We start from the raw sequence: 16,271 nt of genomic DNA, 5'->3' as shown, positions 1-16,271 counted from the left end.
GTCACACCGCTTGCGGGGAGGTGAGGAACCGGTCGGGGTCGTAGCGCCGTTTGACCTCGGCGAGCCTGCCCGCGTTGGGCCCGTAGTAGGCCCACCGCCAGTCGTCGAGGTCTGGATCGGTGAAGTTCACGTAGGACGCGTCGGTGGCGAACGCCGCGGACTCCGCGTGCAGGCCGTGCAGCCAGTCCAGGTTGGCCCGGACGACCTCGGGGCCGTCCGTGCGGGCCCAGGAGGTGTCGAGGCTGAGCAGGAACCGGGTGTCGCGGTGCGGGAACGCGGTGTCGGTGACCGGGACGTCGTTGATCGCCCCGCCCCACGCGAACAGCGCGGCGCCCGCCCCGTCCGGGTTGCCGCTGCCCGGCCACCGGTCCACGGCGCGGACCAGGGCGGCGAGCCCGGCGTCGTCGACCGAGTGCGGCGTGCACCGGTTCCGGGCGGCGAACGCCCCGCCGACGCTGTCGTGGTGCAGGTAGGTCGCCGCGGACCAGAAGTCGCGGTCCTCGATGTCGCAGCGGTACGGCCGGGCGACGGCGTGCGCGGGCGCCAGCAGTTCCCGCAGTTCCGCGGCCGGTCCGAGGTGGTGGCCGACGACGGACACGACGCCGTCCTCGCCGGAGGAGCGGGCGATGCCGATGCGGGCGGAGAACCCGTTCGGCGCCGTCCGCATGACCTCCTGCATCACCGCGAGCACCTCGACCGCGTGCGGCCACGACCACAGCACCAGGCAGGTCGACCCGGCCGGGGCCGGGCGGGTCTGGAAGGTGAAGCTCGTGTTGACGCCGAAGTTGCCGCCACCGCCGCCGCGGCACGCCCAGAACAGGTCGGGGTGTTCACGCTCCGAAGCGGTGACCGTGGTCCCGTCTGCGAGCACGACGTCGGTGGAGAGCAAGGCGTCGCAGGTGAGACCGTGCGCGCGGGAGATCGAGGTGACGCCACCGCCGAGGGTCAGGCCGCCGATGCTGACGGTGTCGGAGTTGCCTAGGGGGAAAGTGACGTCGTAGGGCTGTAGAGCCGCGTAGAGGGCTTTCATCGGCGTACCGCCGCCTACGGTCACCTGCCCAGTGTTCTCGTCGTAGTGGACCGTCGAGAGTCCACGCAGGTCCAGAACCAGGCCGGGCGCGGAGGAGAAGCCCGCGTAACTGTGACCGCCCCCGCGCGCGACAAGAGGCACCGACTCGGCGCGCGCCCAGTCGACGGCCTTGGCGACGTCACCGGCGTGCGCGACAGAGAGGACGGCCGTGGGCTGGACGTCGGCGTACCGCTGGTTCAGGGCGACGCCCGCGTCGGTGAAACCGGGGTCACCGGGGAACCGGAGGTGGCCGTCCACGAGGGCCTGGAGCTTGCGCCAGTCGGTCATCGCGCCACTCCCCCGGGCTCGGCGGGGACCTCTTCGAGGTAGGACACACCGCGGGCGGCGTGCTCGCCGTAGCGCTCCCAGACCTCGTGCAGCACCAGGGTGCCGCCGACCCGCCGCGGCGTGTTCGTGCTGTGCCCGGAGATCACCTCGCCGGTCTCCAGCACCATCGTGTAGGCCAGCCGCAGGACGCCGCGGTCGTCGCAGGTGCCGGTGACGGTGCCGCGGCGGATGTGCCCGCCCTCGAACACCGCCCAGACCAGGTCGTCGCGCTGGCTGTACTCGGCGCAGGTGCCGCCGCGCACGCCCAGCGCGCGGAACCGGCGGCCGTTGTAGTCGATGCTCATCGGTCCCCGTCCAGGTCGTCCACGTCCAGCAGCCCGGCGGGCATGGTCAGCGGGGTGCTCGCGGGCGGCGGGTCGACCGGGTCGGCGTCCAACTCGACCAGGGCGGCCGCGGCGTCGAGGCGGCGGGCGCAGGTGCGGGGGTCCGGTCCGGCGCAGACGACGAACGAGTGGCGGGCGATGTAGCCGCCGGGCGGCAGCCGCAGCGTGGTCCCCGGGTCGACCATCCGGGAGGCGAGGACCAGCCCGGCGGACTGCTCGGGGACGGTCACCGAGCGCACGACGCAGTCGTGGTCGGGGTAGCCGAAGCGGATGCCCGCGACACCCGCCCTGGTCTGGGTGAGGTCGGGCCGCTGGCCGGTGGCGACGTCGAAGAGCACGCTGCCCGGCTCGACCCCGGTGGCGACCTGGCCGAGGAACGGGATCAGGTCACCGCCGAGGCGGCCGTTGACCTCGATGATCACCGGGCCGCGGGCGGTCAGCCGGACCTCGGTGTGGGTGATGCCGTCCTCGATACCCAGCACCTGGTGCGCGGTGGCCAGCGCGCCCATGAGCGCCTCGTCGGCCAGCAGCGGGTCGTCCGAGTCGACGACGTGCCCGGTCTCCTCGAAGAACGGCGGCATCCCGGTGCTCTTGCGGGCCAGGAACATCGGCAGGTACTCGCCCTTGTGCACGGCGGCGTCGACGCTGATCTCGGGCCCGTCGGCGAAGCCCTCGATGATCGCCCCGCCGCGGTAGGGCTCGTCGCCGATCAGGCTGGCCTCGTGCGCGACCCGGTAGGCGAACTCGAGTTCGCGCTCGTCGGCGGCGAGCGAGACGCCCATGCTGGCGCCGAGGGCCCGCGGCTTGACGACCACCGGGTAGCCGATGCGGGCGGCGGCGACGCGGGCGTGGTCGAGGTCGGGGACCAGCTCGAAGCCGGGTTGCAGCAGGCCGGCCTCGGTCAGGCGGCTGCGGGAGCTGTGCTTGTCGCGGCAGCCGTGCACACCGGGGATGCTCAGGCCGGGCACGCCGAACTCGGCCGCCAGCTCCGCGGCGGGCATGACCAGCGGTTCGTCCCAGCACACCAGCCCGTTGACCGTGTACCGGGTCGCGAGTTCGCGCGCGGTCTCGGCGAGCAGCTGGTGGTCGAAGACGTTGACCACGGTGATGTCGTCGAAGTAGTCGTGCTGCCAGGTGGGCCGCAGGTTGTTGATGAGCACCAGCCGGAGCCCGGCCGCGTGGACCCGGTCGGCGAAGGCGCGGACGATGTACTCGCGGTAGAGCTTGAGGCCGCTGCCGATCACGAGCAGCGCGCCGGGGGCGTTCCTGGTCATGGGGTGTCCCGGGGTGTGGAGGGGAGGAGCGGGCCGAGGACGGCGTCCACGGCCTGGGGTGCGGTGCGGAAACCGGCGCCGCCGCTGGTGGGGCGCGCCCAGACGGCGGGGCCGACCTGGACGAACCCGGTCTCGCCGTCCGCGGCGGTCGCGTAGTGGCAGTGCCGGGCGCGCACCACGCGGTATCTGTCCACTTCGGACACGACGGCCGCCGCGAGCACGCGGTCGGTCCACGGCTCGTCGGCGCCGGGGTCGGTCAGCGCGGTGACCTCCCGGCGGACGGCGTCGGTGCTGATCTTGAGCAGTGTGCCCGCGACCGACGGTAGGAGCCAGGACGTCGCGTCGGTGCCGATGCCGCCCGCGATGGGGGTGCTCGCCCAGGTGTGGGCCAACTCGGGCGGCGGGCGCAGGTAGACCATCGTCTGGCAGTGGAGGGTGACGGGGAGGTCGACCAGGGCCGCCGACCAGGGTCCCGCCGTGAGGAGCACGACGTCGCCGGACTCGGTCGTGCCGTCGGCGAGCCGCACCCGGCCGTCCGGTCGCACGGCGACGACCTCGGTGCCGGGCCGCAGGTCCGCCAGCGGGTGGCGCCGGAGCCAGCGGGTCGCCGCGTGCAGGACGCGGTCGGCCAACAGCACTCCGGCGCGCGGTTCGAGGAGGACCTCGCTGTCGGAGGGGAAGCCGACGTGCGGGTAGTCGGCCGGGTCGACGAAGCGGACGGGCAGGCCGGTGGCCTCGGCGGTGGCGACGGCCGGGGCCACGGCGTCGGGGGGCAGCGCGGTCATGACGCCGACGCGGCGGTAGAGGTGGGCACCCGACAGGTGGTCGCGCAGCAGCTCGTCCAGCTCGCGCCAGCGGCTGTGCAGCACCGCCGACCGGCTCGTGCCGACCGGGTCGCCCGCGGCGAGGGCGCGCAGGGCGCGGTGCTGGTCGAACGAGGTCGACCCGGGGTGCGGGATCGATCCGCGTTCCACCAGCACCACCCGGTGCCCGGCGAGCACGCACCGGACCGCGGCGAGCAGCCCGGTGACACCGGCGCCGACCACCACGACCCGCGCCGCGTCCCCCTGTCGGGTGCCCTGGCTCATCGGCCGACCTCCACCGTCAGCCGCGGCAACGCGACCGGGGTGATGGTGGCGGCCTCGGCCGTGTCGAGGACGTCGGCCGCCAGGTCGATGAGGATCGGGGCGGCCGACCGCAGGAGGTGGGCGACCTCGAAGCAGAAGTCACCCGCCTCGGCGTCGGTCGGCTGCCAGCGGTCGAGCCTGGCGAGGTGGTCGCTGATCGCCTCCGCCGCGCGGTTGAGGCTGAACCCCGCCAGTTCGTAGGACTCGGCGAACCGCGACGACACGCGAGCCGCCGCGCGGCGGGACCTGGCGGACACCGGGAACGTGCTGCCGACGTAGGTGTCCACCCGGTCGGCGATCCGGTTCCACGGGCCCACCAAGCGGGTCTCGCTGATCCGCGTCAGCGCGTCCCGGCTGAAGCTGGTCCGCTGGTGCTCCGGGCTGGTCGCGGCCAGGGCGAACCGGATCAGGTCCCGGGGCACCTCGGTGACCAGGTCCCGACCGGACACGACGTGGCCGCGGCTGGTGGAGAACTTCTGGTGGTCCAGCTCGTAGAACTCGTTGGTGAGGTACCGGGTCGGCAGGTCGTAGTGCCCGCCGAAGGCCAGCAGCATCGCCGGGCCGGCGACCGCGAACGGGTAGATGTTGTCGAACCCGAGGAAGTACACGACCTCCGACCCGCTGCCCGCCAGCCACAGTTCGTCCTCGCCGGTGAGCGCGCCGCCCCGCTGCTGAGCCGCCAGCGTCGAGCAGTGCATGCTCCACGCCATCGCCTCGGCGTTGGGGTTGACGACCTGCCCGGCGACCTCCGCGAACGGAACCGGGATGCCCCACTGGATCGGGTACGTCACCGGGAAGTCCGGCAACGGCTGGGACAGCATCCGCGCCATGGCCTGGGCCATGTGCGGCCGCATACCGTTCACATGCGCCTCGAAGTGCTCCCGGAGCTGTTCGCGGTAGCGCTCGACCGGGAACACGAGCACGTCGACCTCGCGCAACGTCACCGGGTCGTCAGGGTCCAGTGTGGACTTGACGTCGATGAGATCGCCCGCGGCCACCAGGTGTCCGCAGCTCTCGCACAGCCCCGCACAACCGTCGGCCAGGCACTCCGGGCAGCCACCGGACGCGAAACCGTCCACGAGGAACTGGCCGGTCCGCTCGGAGTACGGGAACCGCACGGATCGCAGTTCCAGGCGGCCCGCCGCGTGCAGCCTGCCGAGGAAGTCGACGACCCACTTGGTGAACCGGTCGTCGTCGCCGGTGTAGCCGTCGACACCGATCCCCATGGCCAGCAAGGTCGACTGGATCTGCGCGGCCGAGTTGGCCACCAGCTCCTCCGGTCGGACACCGCGGCGCAGCGCGGTGGTGACCACGAACGTCGAGGTGTCCTGGAACCCGGTGCCCAGGGCCACGTCCCGGCCCTGCGACCGGGCGTACCTGGTGTGCACGTCGGCGGCGAGGAACGGCCCGGCGATGTGCCCGAGGTGCAGGTCGCCGTTCGCGGTGGGGGCGGGCGAGATCACCACCGTCCTGCTCGGGCGGGCGGGTTCGGCAGGTGGTCGGCTCATACCGGCACCACCACCGCCTGGTCGCCCGGCAGGACACCGAGGTCGGCGGCGCGGCGGTCCAGGATGTCACCGGCGATGTCGGCCGAGCGCTGCGCCAGCACGCTGATCAGCGAGTCGGAGATGCCGTGCGTCGCCTCGTTGACGCCCTGCAGGTACAGGCCCGCCCTGGCGCCCGCGCCGAGGTCGACCCGGTAGCGGCGGTCGACGGTGATCTCGGCCAGGTCGATGGACTCGGCCAGGTCGCGCACCATCGCGGGCATCCGGGAGTCGAAGCCGGTGCCGAGGAACACCGCGTCGCACCGGACCTGGTCCACCCGGCCGCTCTTGAGGTCGCGCACGTCGAGCACCACCTCCTCGCCACCGTCCGGTGTGGACTCGACGCGGGCGTCGACGACGTCGGTGAGGCCGCGGATGGTGGAGACCGGCTGGCCGAGCATCTTCTGCCGGTAGACCATCGTGTAGAGCTCGTCGAGGAAGGGCGGGGCGAGGCCCGCGTAGTTGGTCAGGTGCATCTCGGCGAGCACCTTGGCCCTGGCGGGCTCGGGCATGGCGAAGAACTCGTCGACGAAGGATGGGAAGAACAGCTCGTTGACGAACTTGCTGGTCTGGTAGTCCTTCAGCGCGATCGAGCGCAGCAGCATCACCGGCGACGAACCCGGCGCGTCCTGGTGCAGCGCCATGAACACCTCGGCCGCGCTCTGCGCCCCACCGACGACCACCGGCCGCATCGGCTTGCCCGGCCTGGCCAGCGCCGCCGCGGCGGCGACCCGACCGCCGTACTGGGTGCTGTGCACGACCCGTTGCGCGGGCAGGCCGCGGAACACCTCGGGCACGAACGGGTCCCGACCCGCGCCGAGCACCAAGTCACGACAGAGCACGGTGTCGCCAGTGGACAGCGTGACGGCGAACCCGATCAGCGCGCTGTCCTCGGCGTGGATCGGCAGGATCCGCTCGGCGCGGGCCTGGTAGCGCACCTGGACGTTGTCCAGGGTGTCGGCCACCCACTGCTGGTAGGTGGACAGCTGCCAGCGGAACGGGTTGAACGTGCCGAGGTTGACGAACTCGTCGAGCTCACCGCGCTCGTGCAGGAAGTTGAGGAAGGAGAAGCGGCTGCGCGGGTTGCGCAGGGTCACCAGGTCCTTCACGTACGACACCTGGCTGCGGGTCCACGGCAGCAGCAGGTTGCGGTGCCACTTCACGTCCTCGTGCTGCTCGAGGATCATCGAGCCCGCCGCCAGTTCCGGCGACCCGCACTCCTCCAGGGCGACGGCGAGGGCGAGGTTCGACGGACCAGCGCCGATCATCAGGACATCCACGTCGTGCACAGACACAGGGGTACCTTTCTCGACGGGCGCGGCGCCTCGGCCGCGCCCGCTGGGGCGCGGGGTCTACTTGGTGACGGTGACGGAGAAGAAGTCGAGCTCGCGGAACAGCGTCGGCTTGACCTCGCGCAGCCGCGACGACCACGCGGCGGTGGCCGACTGGTACCAGATGGGGATGGTCTGCATGTCCTGCAGGGCGATCCGCTCGGCCTCCTGGTAGAGCGCGTCGGCCTGCTGCGTCGAGGGGGCGGCGTCGGCCCTGGTCAACAGGTCGTCGACCTTCGGGTTGGCGTACTGGCCGACGTTGGAGGCGCCGTTGGTGCGGAACAGCGGGTTGAGGAAGTTCTCGATGGACGGGAAACCCGCGACCCAGGCGGTGCGGTACACCGAGGTGATGGTGCGGTTGTTGAGCGCGGCGCGGAACTCGCCGAGGGTCTTCTGCGGCTGGAACTCGCACGGGTGCCCCAGCGTCCGCTGGATGGACTCGCAGACGACCTCCACCCACTCCTGGTTGCCGGAGTCCACATTGGAGGCCAGGGTGATCGGGCCCTGGAAGCCGACGGAGTCGAACAGCTTCTTGGCCTTCTCCGGCTGGTAGGTGCACAGCTCGCCGCACTGGTTGGGGATGTAGCCGCGCACGTTCGGCGGCACCAGGCCGTCGGCCGGGGTGCGGCCGCCGTTGAAGATGCGCTTGATCAGGGCGGGCCGGTCGATGGCCATCGAGATCGCCTGGCGCAGCGCAGGGCTGGCGTAGCGCTTGTCGAACATCGGGAACGCGATCGCCTGGTAGCCCAGGTACTTGTAGGTGACCCGGCGGGTCTGCGGCAGGTCCTTCTCGATCTTGTTGCCCTGGGTGGCGCTCCACGGGGTGAAGGACAGGAAGTCGAGCTTGTCGGCCAGGACGTCGGCGTACGCCTTGTCCAGGTCGGTGTAGAAGCGGTAGTCGATGCCGCCGATGTTGGCCTTGCGCGTCCCGCCGTAGCCGTCGAACCGCTTGACCAGCAGGTTGCTGCCCTTGGTGTAGGAGACGAACCGGAACGGCCCGTTGCCCACCGGGTGCGCCTCGAAAGCCTTGCGGTCGCTGAAGAAGACGGCGGGCATCGGGTAGAACGCGGCGTAGCCCAGGCGCAGGTCGAACCCGGAGAACGGCGCGTCGAGCGTCACGGTGAAGTTCTGGTCGTCGACCACCCGCAGACCCGACATCTGCTTGGCAGGCGGCAGGTCCGCGGGCTGCTTGCCGTCCGGGGTCGCGTTGTTGACCTGCTTGAAGCCCTCGATGTTGGCCATGTAGCTGGCGCTCTTCATCAGGTTCGGCGAGTACGCGGTGTAGTTCCAGGCGTCGACGAAGCTGTGCGCGGTCACCTTGCTGCCGTCCTGGAACACCCAGTTCGGCTTGACCTTGATGGACCACACCTTGGAGTCGGTGGTGGTGATGGACTCCGCGACCGCGGGCCGCGGCTGGGCGGTGGTGGGGTCGTACTCGACGAGGCCGCGGAACAGCGCGCCCAGCACGCTGATGCCGCCGACCTCGGTGGTGTTGCCCGGCACCAGCGCGTTCGCCGGCTCGGTCTCGCTGTAGCTGATGACCACGTCGTTGTCGACGGGGGTGGCGGCTGCCTGTTTCGGTGACGCGGTGGTGGGCGCCGCGCTGGACGGCGCCGCGGTGTCACCACCGCTGGTGCACGCGCCGAGCAACAGGCTCAGCACCGTGGCCGCGCACACGGCGGCCGGGAACTTGCGCATCTGTCCCTACTTTCGACATGGGGGTACTCGGGGAAGGGGGTACTCGGGGAAGGGGTTCTGATCGGAATAGGTCTACGAGCGCAGACGCCGAGCTGACGGGCTCAGCGCTGGGGCGGGGTGATGCCCAGGGCCAGCGGGAACGACGGCCGGGCGCCGAGCAGGTGGGCACCGGCGGTTTGCAGGATCCGGTCCTGGGCCACGATGTGCTGGCACATGGTGGTCGTGTCGCGCAGCCAGCGGTCCAGCGGTGACGGCCGGTAGATCGCCGAGGTCTGCGTGAGGTCGTAGAGGCGGGTGACGATCGACCGAGCGGTGCGGAACGCGTGCCGCCGCGACAGCGGGAGAGCGGCGCGCTCCAGCGCGGTCAGGTCGTCGAGTGTTCCGCCGGTGGCCAGGACCTCGTGCTGGCGGCGCAACGCCCCGTACACGCCCTGGCGGGTGGCGGCGAAGTCGGCCTCGCAGTCGGCGAGGGTGATCTGGGTGCGGTAGTCCTCCGCGCGACCGGCGGCGACGGCGGCGTCCCTGGTGTGGTCGAGCGCGGCGCGGGCGACACCGAGCGCGACGCCCGGCATGTTGCGCATGTGCACCTCGGGGTGGGCCAGCAACCCGGTGGCGCCGCGCACGTCGGCGAAGGTGAAGGTGTGCTCGGTGGGGACGAACACGTCGGTGATGGTGTAGTCGCAGCTGCCGCTGCCCGCCAACCCGGTGGTGTGCCAGGTGTCGAGCACCTCGACCTGCGCGCGCGGCACCATGACCAGCACCGACCCGTGCGTGCTGCCGTCGGGGCCCGGCTCGGGGACGCCGTCGCGGTAGCGGAACGCGCCGGAGATGACCCAGTCGGCGTGGGTGACGCCGCTGCCGAACTGCCAGCGGCCGGTGACCCGCAGCCCGCCCGGCACGGCCTCGGCGCGGCCGTTGGGGAACAGCAGCCCCGCGGTCACCATGTCCAGGCTGGGGAACATCCGCTCGGCGACCGGGCGGTCGAGGAACCCGGCGTACAGCCCGGTGTCCGAGCCGATCATCGCGCACCAGCCCGCCGCGGCGTCACCGTGGGCGAGCGCCTCGATCACCTCGGTCTGCTGGACCGAGTCCAGCTCGGGACCGCCCCAGTCGCGGGCGAAGCCCATCCGGAACACGCCGGTGGCGCGCAGGGACTCCACCACGTCCGGCGGGAGTCTGCGCTCCCGTTCGATCTCCTCGGCCCGCTCCCGCAGGACCGGCGCGAGCGCCCTCGCCCGGTCCAGGATCTCGGCGGCGCCTCCCGGTGCCACCACCTCGCCGATGCCCTCGGCCAACCCAGCCGCTGCCATGACGCACCACTTCCTCACCGACCTCGCACCGTGCCGACGTTCCGGCCTGGGAAGTGAGTCAAGCCGGCCGCGAAATTGACAGCAACCATTGGCCGCCGGAGAAAATCAACCGCGCGGCCATACACAGAATGCGCGCGCGGGACTGTGGTGGAGCCAGTGCGGTGAATCCATTGTAGACAGAAAGGGGAAGGGCCGCGACCAGGACTGATCGTCCCGGCCGCGGCCCTCGGTGGCGGTGGCGTCAGCGCGTCACGGCGTTGTTGAGCACCCCGAAGTCCAACCCACCGGCCAGCGACTCGTAGGTGCCCTGCTCCAGCAGTTCCACCGCGGCCCGGTGCGCGACCGCGTAGGCGGCCTGCGCGGTGGCGGTGCCGACGCTGACCCGGCGCACGCCCACCGCCACCAGCTCGGCGACCGTCGGCGCGCCCGGCCACACCATCACGTTCACCGGCAGTGGGCTCTCCTTGACCAGCTCCGCGAGCGTGTCCAGGTCGACCAGGCCCGGCACGAACAGGCTGTCGGCGCCCGCGGCCGCGTACGCCTCGGCCCTGGCCAGCACGTCGGCAAGACGCCCTTCCGGCTCACCGATGCCGAAGAGGTAGACGTCGGTCCGGATGTTGATCCAGAGCTCCGGCAGCCCCGCCTCGGTGGCGGCGGCGCGGGCCGCGGCGACCCGCTCGGCCTGCGCCTGGGCGTCGAACAGCGGGCCGCCGGGGGCCTGCGAGTCCTCCAGGTTGATCCCGACCGCGCCCGCGGCGACGACGGCGGTCACGGTCTCGGCGACGTCCTGCGGCGCCGGGCCGTAGCCGCCCTCGATGTCGGCGGTGACCGGGACGTCTACGGCACCGGCGATCCTGCCGACCAGCTCGGCCATCTCGGCCCTGGTCAGGCCGTGCCCGTCCGGCCTGCCCGCGGACCAGGCGACGCCACCGCTGGTGGTGGCGATCGCGGTGGCGCCTGCCAGCGCGATCACCGCGGCGCTGGCGGCGTCCCAGGCGTTGGGCAGCACCAGGGTGCCGTCGTGCAGGGCGCGCAGGGTCTCCGCGCGACCCCGCTGGATGTCGTCCATGTGTGGTGTTCTCCTCAGGTTCCGACTCGGTGCGGCGTCCAGGTTCCCAGGGCGGTGTCGGCGGGCGCTTCGCGGCCCGGCTCCCCCGCCGTGATCAGGTGGATCGCCGCGAGAGCCCGCCAGGGGCGCCAGCGTTCGGGATCGGTTGTCGTGCGGGCGGCGACGGTGTCCGGGAAGGCGTCCGGATGGCCCAGGCGCAGGGCGATGTGGTGGGCGGTGGCCGCGGTGATGCCGGGTTGGGCGCGGAGCCGTCGGGTGAGGTCGGCGAGCGTCGCACCGGCGTCCAGCAGGGTCTCGTCGGCGGCGACGGCGGTGGCGAAGGCGCGCAGCGTCGTGGCCGCGGTGTCCGGGAGCCCCAGGGAGAGCAGGTCCGCGTCGGCGAGCGTGGTCGCCGACGGGAACAGGTGCGTCAGGCCGCCGTCGAGGCCGTGGACCGGGCTGCCCGCGGCCGCCACCAGGGCGGCGAGCTGGGCGCGGACCTCGGCGCGGGGGCTGTGTTGGCCCAGCACCGCGTCCACGGCGACCTCGAACACGCCCCACGCACCGGGAACGCGCAGACCGGGGCGTGCCGCGATCAACGGGCCGATCACCGGGTCGTCCGCGAGCGCCGCCTCGGCCGGGGCCAGGTCGGCGTCGACACCGAAGACCCGCGCGACGCGTTCGACGACGTGGATCAGGCCCTCCCAGAACGGCAGGTGCGCCCACAGCAGCAGGTGGTCCGGCCCGCCCCGGCGGACCTCCAGGACCCCGGCCTCGCCGTCGAGGCTGATCGTGCGGCGGTAGACGCCGTCGCGCACCGACTCCACCCCGGGCACGGCGCGGGCGGACAGGAACCCCAGCAGCGCGTCCCAGTGCAGCGGCGGGGTGAACGGCAGCCGCATCACCAGTCCCCCGTCGGCGACCAGCCGGTCCGCGCGGCGGCGCCGGTCGCGCAGCTCGACCGGGGAGGCCCGGAACACCAGGCGCATCTCCCGGTTGAACTGGCGGACGCTGCCGAACCCGGCGGCGAAGGCCACGTCGGCCACGGTCAGGTCGGAGTCGTCGAGCAGCCTGCGCGCGAAGTGCGCCCGCCGCGACCTGGCCAGCTGGTTCGGCGTCACGCCGAGGTGCTCGTGGAACAGCCTGCGCAGGTGCCGCGGCGACAACGCGAGCCTGGCCCCGAGCGCCGCCTCGGTCCCGCTGTCCAGCGCGCCCGCGATGATCAGCTGCACCGCCCGGCAGACCAGCTCCGGGGCGTCCGCGGCGACCGGCCCGGCCACCCGGTACGGGCGGCACCGCAGGCACGCGCGGAACCCGGCGGCCTCGGCGTGCGCCGCGAGCTCGAAGGTCCGCACGTTCTCCGCCAGCGGCTTGGCACCGCACCCCGGTCTGCAGTAGATCCCCGTGGTCACCACCGCCGAGAACGTCGTCATACCCCCAGGTTTAGGCGATCCGGGTCGCGAGCGCCAGCCACATCCGCCACAGATCACCGGCGGGGTCGGCACCGCGCGGTGATCATGTCCGGATCCGGCCAGACGGCGCGCCGCCCGCTGGGCACAGTGGGCGCTGACCAGCGCCGCCTCGGGTGTGCGCGTCGGAGCAGAAGAGAGGGTTCCCCATGCTGGCCAAGGTGTTTCCCATCCCCCTCCAGCCGGGCAGGCAGGCCGAGGCGGAGGCGGTCGTGCGGCGGTTCGCGCCGTCCGGGCCCGGGGTGGAGGACGGCACGCTGTCGTTCCGGGTCTACCGGGACCCGGCGAGACCGGACTTCCTGCTGTTCGTCGAGCACTTCGCCGACCAGGCCGCCTACGACGCGCACACCGGGTCGGCGGCCTACCAGGAGTTGATCGCGGGCGAGTTCGCCGACCTGATCCTGGAGTTCGTGGAGATCGACCACGAGCTGGTCCTGGAGCACTGAGCCCACCCGGTTCGGCCGGACGCGAGCGATCCGCGCGTCCGGCCGAACCGCGTTGGGCCCAACACCGCAACTTTGATTCTCCGGCGGGGCCAACCCTCCCGGTCAACTCGCCGACCCGATGCGATGGGGACCGCGCATCCCGCTGTTTCCACTCTCCTTGCCCCGCCCGGGGTGCCACCGACCCAGCTGGAGGAACCGCCGTGACCGCGACCACCACCACACCCCCGGGTGTCCTGGCCGCACTGCGCCGCACCCCGACCCCCGTGCGGTACCTGCTCGGCGGCGTGCTGGTCAACCAGTTCGGCGCGTTCGTCCAGACGTTCATGGTGCTGTACCTGGTCTTCCGCGGCTTCTCCGCCGGGCAGGCCGGTGCCGCGATCGCCGCCTACAGCGTCGGGTCCATCGTGGGCGGGCTCATCGGCGGGGAGCTGGTGCACCGGATCGGCCCGCGCGCCACCATCACCGCCGCGATGCTCGGCTCCGCGGCGATCCTGACCGTCGTGCCCTTCCTCGCCACCCCCGCGCTGTTCGCCGTGCTGCTGGCCGCGCTGCTGCTGGCGGGAATGGCGACGCAGAGCTACCGGCCCGCGGCCGCCGTCCTGTTGAGCGACCTGATGCCCGACGACGTCCGCGTCCTCGGCTTCTCGATGATGCGCATCGCGCTCAACCTCGGTGCCGCGCTGAGCCCGCTGATCGCCGCCGGGCTGGTGCTGCTCGACTGGGACCTGCTGCTGTGGTTCGACGCCGCGACCGCGCTGGCCTACGCCTGCCTGGCCCGCTGGCTGCTGCCCGACATCCGGGTCGAGCGCCAGGAGAAGACCGGCACCCGCGTGGCGTACGGGATCGTGTTGCGGGACGGGCGGTTCTGGTTCTTCCTCGCCTCGGTGGTGCTCGGCACCATCATCTACGTCCAGTACACCGTGTCCCTGCCGCTGAAGATCAGCTCCGATGGCCACTCCACCGGCCTCTACAGCGCGGTGCTGGTGACCGCGTCCGCGGTGCTGATCCTGTGCGAGCTGAAGATCACCACCTACGTCACGCGCTGGCCCGGCCACGTCGCGGCGACCGCGGGCACCGTCCTCATGGGACTCGGCGTGGCCGGGTTCGGGATCAGCGGCGGATCGGCGGCCGCGCTCATCGCCTGCACGGTGGTGTTCGTGTTCGGCATCATGATCAACGGGCCGACGATGTTCGCCTACCCCTCGTCGTTCCCCGCCGCGGTGAAGTCCCGCTACATCAGCGCGCACCAGACCATGTTCGGCCTGGGCATGGCGCTCGGACCGCTGTTCGGCGTGGCCGCGTGGATCGGGCTGGGCAACGGCGTCTGGTGGCTGTGCGGCGGGCTCGCGATGGTCGCGGCCCTGTGCGCGTTCCTCGGCATGCGGGTCCCCCGAACCGCCTGAGTCAGAACACAAACCGGCAGTGGCTGTCTTCAGCCTGCCCAAAAACCCCGATAGGTGGCCACAACGGCTGCCGTGGAGGTGCACGACATGGTCGAGAACAGCACAATCGAGAACAGCACGGTCGACATCCACACGATCGAGATCCGCAACCTGGACCGGGACAACCTCACGAGGGCGTACGGGCTGGACTCCCAGCGCCTGCTGCCCTGGGCCGCGCTCAACGCGCCGTTCGAGGGCGCGTGGTGCGTCCTGCGCTCGGGCGACGAGTCCACCCCGCACGCGCACCACGAGTACGAGATCTTCATCGCCCTGACCGGGACCGCCGAGTTGGACGTCGACGGCACGCGGCACGACTTCGTCGCCGGTGACGTCGTGCGGCTGCCCCCCGGCTGCACGCACAAGGTCGTCAACGACACCCCCGGTGACTTCGAGTACTACGGGATCTGGTGGGACGCCGAGATGTCCGAGGGCTTCCTGGCCAGACACGGCCAAGCCCCCGAGACCACTCGGTAGCCCCCGCCCGCGAAGGGCACCCAGCTCAGGAAAGGCAGTCCGCACATGAGCACCATCCGTCAGGTCTCGGGCGAGGAGCGGCTGGACACCGCCTTCACCCTCTACCCGTACGCCTTCGACGAGACGCCCTCGGCCGGGTCGGCCGAGGGGCTGCGCGCCACACTGCCCTACCACGAGGGGAACCACACGCTGGTCGTCGAGGAGGGCGGCCGGACGGTGGCCACCGCCACCGCGATCCCGACGCACCAGAACCTGCGCGGCACGGTCCACCCGATGGCGGGTATCGCCTGGGTCGCCACCCACCCCGGCGCGCGCAGGCAGGGCCACAGCCGCGGGTTGATGCACCGCCTGCACGGCGACATGCTCGACAAAGGACACCTGCTGGCCGCGCTCTACCCGTTCCACCCGTCGTACTACGAGAAGTTCGGCTACATCGGGTTGCCGCTCAACCGCACGGCGACGTTCCCGCCCGAGGGCCTGGCACCGCTGCCGGCGGTCGACCTGCCCGGCGAGGTCACCTGGCAGTCCATCAAGGACGGTTTCGAGGACTACCGGGCGTTCCAACGGCTCCTGCTCGCGGAGCGGCACGGGTTCATGTACACACCGGACTACCGCGCGGTCCGGGTGCTGGACCCGGCGACGAGCTGGCTGGCGACCGCCAGGGCGGACGGGGAGGTCGTCGGCGTCCTCACCTACCGCGTCGAGGGCTACGGCGGCCGGTTGATCGCCGACGAGCTGCTCTACCGCGACGCGCTCGGCCGGGCGCTGCTGCTGCGGTTCCTGGCGCAGCACACCCACCAGGTGACGCGGGTCGAGCTGACCATCGCCCCCGACGAGCACCCCGAGACCTGGGCGACCGCCCTGACCGTCGCGACCTCGACCGAGGTCGCGTTCCCCACGTCCCCACCGCTGATGACCCGCCTGCTCTCGCTGGACGCGCTGCACGGGGTGGCGGGCGGCCCCGGGCGGGTCGAGATCGAGGTCGTCGACGACCACCTGCTGGACGGCCGGTACCTGCTGGACGGCACCAGCGGGGCGATCGAGGTCGGCCCGGCCACGAACCCGCGGGCCACGCTCACCGCCGCGGGCCTGTCGGGTCTGGCCTACGGCGTGCTGGACCCGGTCGACGTCGTCGCGCGCGGCCTCGGCGACATCCCGCCCGACGCCGCCGCACAACTGCGGGCCCTACTCCCCCGGCGCACACCGCACGCCTTCGGCCGAGGCTGATGCCGAGGTAGTCGCGCGCCGGACTCGCGCGGGTGTCGACACGTCGTCGGCACCCGCGCGTTCGGCGACTCTCCGTGTCCGGCCGCGGCCACCGCCGGAGTTGGCAGGGAGAGTCAAGATTCCGCCCCCAGCCCGGCCTAG

14 protein-coding genes are annotated in these 16,271 nt (G+C 72.2%); 4 read left to right on the top strand and 10 right to left on the bottom strand.

Annotation, left to right across the window (positions count from 1 at the left end):
• Nucleotide 1 precedes the first annotated feature (1 nt).
• The 10 genes from CLV68_RS31010 to CLV68_RS30965 all read right to left on the bottom strand — a co-directional run bounded on the left by CLV68_RS31010 (nucleotide 2) and on the right by CLV68_RS30965 (nucleotide 12,505).
• Nucleotides 2-1,357 (bottom strand): FAD-binding oxidoreductase, encoded by a 1,356-nt coding sequence (locus CLV68_RS31010; RefSeq protein ID WP_121394555.1) that lies wholly within the window; start codon nucleotides 1,355-1,357, stop codon nucleotides 2-4.
• Complete coding sequence (locus CLV68_RS31005) at nucleotides 1,354-1,701, bottom strand: avidin-fold protein (protein WP_121394554.1); 348 nt, start codon at nucleotides 1,699-1,701, stop codon at nucleotides 1,354-1,356. The genes CLV68_RS31010 and CLV68_RS31005 overlap by 4 nt, the downstream gene beginning before the upstream one ends.
• Entirely contained in the window at nucleotides 1,698-3,014 is a 1,317-nt protein-coding gene (locus CLV68_RS31000; protein WP_121394553.1) for an ATP-grasp domain-containing protein, read from the bottom strand. Before CLV68_RS31000 ends, CLV68_RS31005 begins: the two co-directional genes overlap by 4 nt.
• Nucleotides 3,011-4,102: an FAD-dependent oxidoreductase gene (locus tag CLV68_RS30995; RefSeq protein WP_211346832.1), complete on the bottom strand. Its 1,092-nt coding sequence runs from the start codon at nucleotides 4,100-4,102 to the stop codon at nucleotides 3,011-3,013. Before CLV68_RS30995 ends, CLV68_RS31000 begins: the two co-directional genes overlap by 4 nt.
• Nucleotides 4,099-5,649: a class I tRNA ligase family protein gene (locus CLV68_RS30990; protein ID WP_121394552.1), complete on the bottom strand. Its 1,551-nt coding sequence runs from the start codon at nucleotides 5,647-5,649 to the stop codon at nucleotides 4,099-4,101. Before CLV68_RS30990 ends, CLV68_RS30995 begins: the two co-directional genes overlap by 4 nt.
• Nucleotides 5,646-6,980: a SidA/IucD/PvdA family monooxygenase gene (locus tag CLV68_RS30985; RefSeq protein WP_121394551.1), complete on the bottom strand. Its 1,335-nt coding sequence runs from the start codon at nucleotides 6,978-6,980 to the stop codon at nucleotides 5,646-5,648. The genes CLV68_RS30990 and CLV68_RS30985 overlap by 4 nt, the downstream gene beginning before the upstream one ends.
• 57 nt (nucleotides 6,981-7,037) lie before the next feature.
• On the bottom strand, nucleotides 7,038-8,714 hold the full coding sequence (locus CLV68_RS30980; RefSeq protein ID WP_121394550.1) for a peptide ABC transporter substrate-binding protein: 1,677 nt from the start codon (nucleotides 8,712-8,714) through the stop codon (nucleotides 7,038-7,040).
• A gap of 101 nt (nucleotides 8,715-8,815) precedes the next feature.
• The gene (locus tag CLV68_RS30975) at nucleotides 8,816-10,024 is read right to left on the bottom strand and encodes an acyl-CoA dehydrogenase family protein (RefSeq protein WP_121394549.1); all 1,209 of its coding nucleotides are present in this window, start codon (nucleotides 10,022-10,024) and stop codon (nucleotides 8,816-8,818) included.
• Between the two features lie 241 nt (nucleotides 10,025-10,265).
• A complete protein-coding gene (locus CLV68_RS30970) occupies nucleotides 10,266-11,093 on the bottom strand; it encodes an isocitrate lyase/PEP mutase family protein (protein WP_121394548.1) in 828 nt (275 codons plus the stop codon).
• Nucleotides 11,094-11,107: 14 nt separating this feature from the next.
• Nucleotides 11,108-12,505 (bottom strand): bifunctional transcriptional activator/DNA repair enzyme AdaA, encoded by a 1,398-nt coding sequence (locus tag CLV68_RS30965; RefSeq protein ID WP_121394547.1) that lies wholly within the window; start codon nucleotides 12,503-12,505, stop codon nucleotides 11,108-11,110.
• A 185-nt stretch (nucleotides 12,506-12,690) separates the two neighbouring features.
• Here CLV68_RS30965 and CLV68_RS30960 point away from each other — a divergent pair, with 185 nt between their 5' ends.
• From CLV68_RS30960 to CLV68_RS30945, 4 genes are all read left to right on the top strand, one after another.
• Complete coding sequence (locus CLV68_RS30960) at nucleotides 12,691-12,987, top strand: putative quinol monooxygenase (RefSeq protein WP_092784449.1); 297 nt, start codon at nucleotides 12,691-12,693, stop codon at nucleotides 12,985-12,987.
• 200 nt (nucleotides 12,988-13,187) lie between these two features.
• Nucleotides 13,188-14,390, top strand: coding sequence for an MFS transporter (locus CLV68_RS30955; RefSeq protein ID WP_121394546.1), 1,203 nt, complete (start codon nucleotides 13,188-13,190; stop codon nucleotides 14,388-14,390).
• An 87-nt stretch (nucleotides 14,391-14,477) separates the two neighbouring features.
• On the top strand, nucleotides 14,478-14,903 hold the full coding sequence (locus CLV68_RS30950) for a cupin domain-containing protein (protein ID WP_211346831.1): 426 nt from the start codon (nucleotides 14,478-14,480) through the stop codon (nucleotides 14,901-14,903).
• 45 nt (nucleotides 14,904-14,948) lie between these two features.
• Complete coding sequence (locus CLV68_RS30945; RefSeq protein ID WP_121394545.1) at nucleotides 14,949-16,130, top strand: GNAT family N-acetyltransferase; 1,182 nt, start codon at nucleotides 14,949-14,951, stop codon at nucleotides 16,128-16,130.
• The last annotated feature ends 141 nt before the right edge of the window (nucleotides 16,131-16,271 follow it).

Source organism: Actinokineospora cianjurensis, assembly GCF_003663795.1.
GTDB lineage: Bacteria > Actinomycetota > Actinomycetes > Mycobacteriales > Pseudonocardiaceae > Actinokineospora > Actinokineospora terrae.
This window is presented reverse-complemented; position numbering and strand designations above follow the sequence as displayed.

Excerpts from the sequence above, each read along its gene's own strand:
- CLV68_RS31010 (WP_121394555.1), bottom strand. The coding sequence starts at position 1,357 with ATGACCGACTGGCGCAAGCTCCAGGCCCTCGTGGACGGCCACCTCCGG.
- CLV68_RS30980 (WP_121394550.1), bottom strand. The coding sequence starts at position 8,714 with ATGCGCAAGTTCCCGGCCGCCGTGTGCGCGGCCACGGTGCTGAGCCTG.
- CLV68_RS30960 (WP_092784449.1), top strand. The coding sequence starts at position 12,691 with ATGCTGGCCAAGGTGTTTCCCATCCCCCTCCAGCCGGGCAGGCAGGCC.
- CLV68_RS30945 (WP_121394545.1), top strand. The coding sequence starts at position 14,949 with ATGAGCACCATCCGTCAGGTCTCGGGCGAGGAGCGGCTGGACACCGCC.
- CLV68_RS31000 (WP_121394553.1), bottom strand. The coding sequence starts at position 3,014 with ATGACCAGGAACGCCCCCGGCGCGCTGCTCGTGATCGGCAGCGGCCTC.
- CLV68_RS30970 (WP_121394548.1), bottom strand. The coding sequence starts at position 11,093 with ATGGACGACATCCAGCGGGGTCGCGCGGAGACCCTGCGCGCCCTGCAC.
- CLV68_RS30975 (WP_121394549.1), bottom strand. The coding sequence starts at position 10,024 with ATGGCAGCGGCTGGGTTGGCCGAGGGCATCGGCGAGGTGGTGGCACCG.
- CLV68_RS30965 (WP_121394547.1), bottom strand. The coding sequence starts at position 12,505 with ATGACGACGTTCTCGGCGGTGGTGACCACGGGGATCTACTGCAGACCG.
- CLV68_RS31005 (WP_121394554.1), bottom strand. The coding sequence starts at position 1,701 with ATGAGCATCGACTACAACGGCCGCCGGTTCCGCGCGCTGGGCGTGCGC.
- CLV68_RS30990 (WP_121394552.1), bottom strand. The coding sequence starts at position 5,649 with ATGAGCCGACCACCTGCCGAACCCGCCCGCCCGAGCAGGACGGTGGTG.
- CLV68_RS30995 (WP_211346832.1), bottom strand. The coding sequence starts at position 4,102 with ATGAGCCAGGGCACCCGACAGGGGGACGCGGCGCGGGTCGTGGTGGTC.
- CLV68_RS30950 (WP_211346831.1), top strand. The coding sequence starts at position 14,478 with ATGGTCGAGAACAGCACAATCGAGAACAGCACGGTCGACATCCACACG.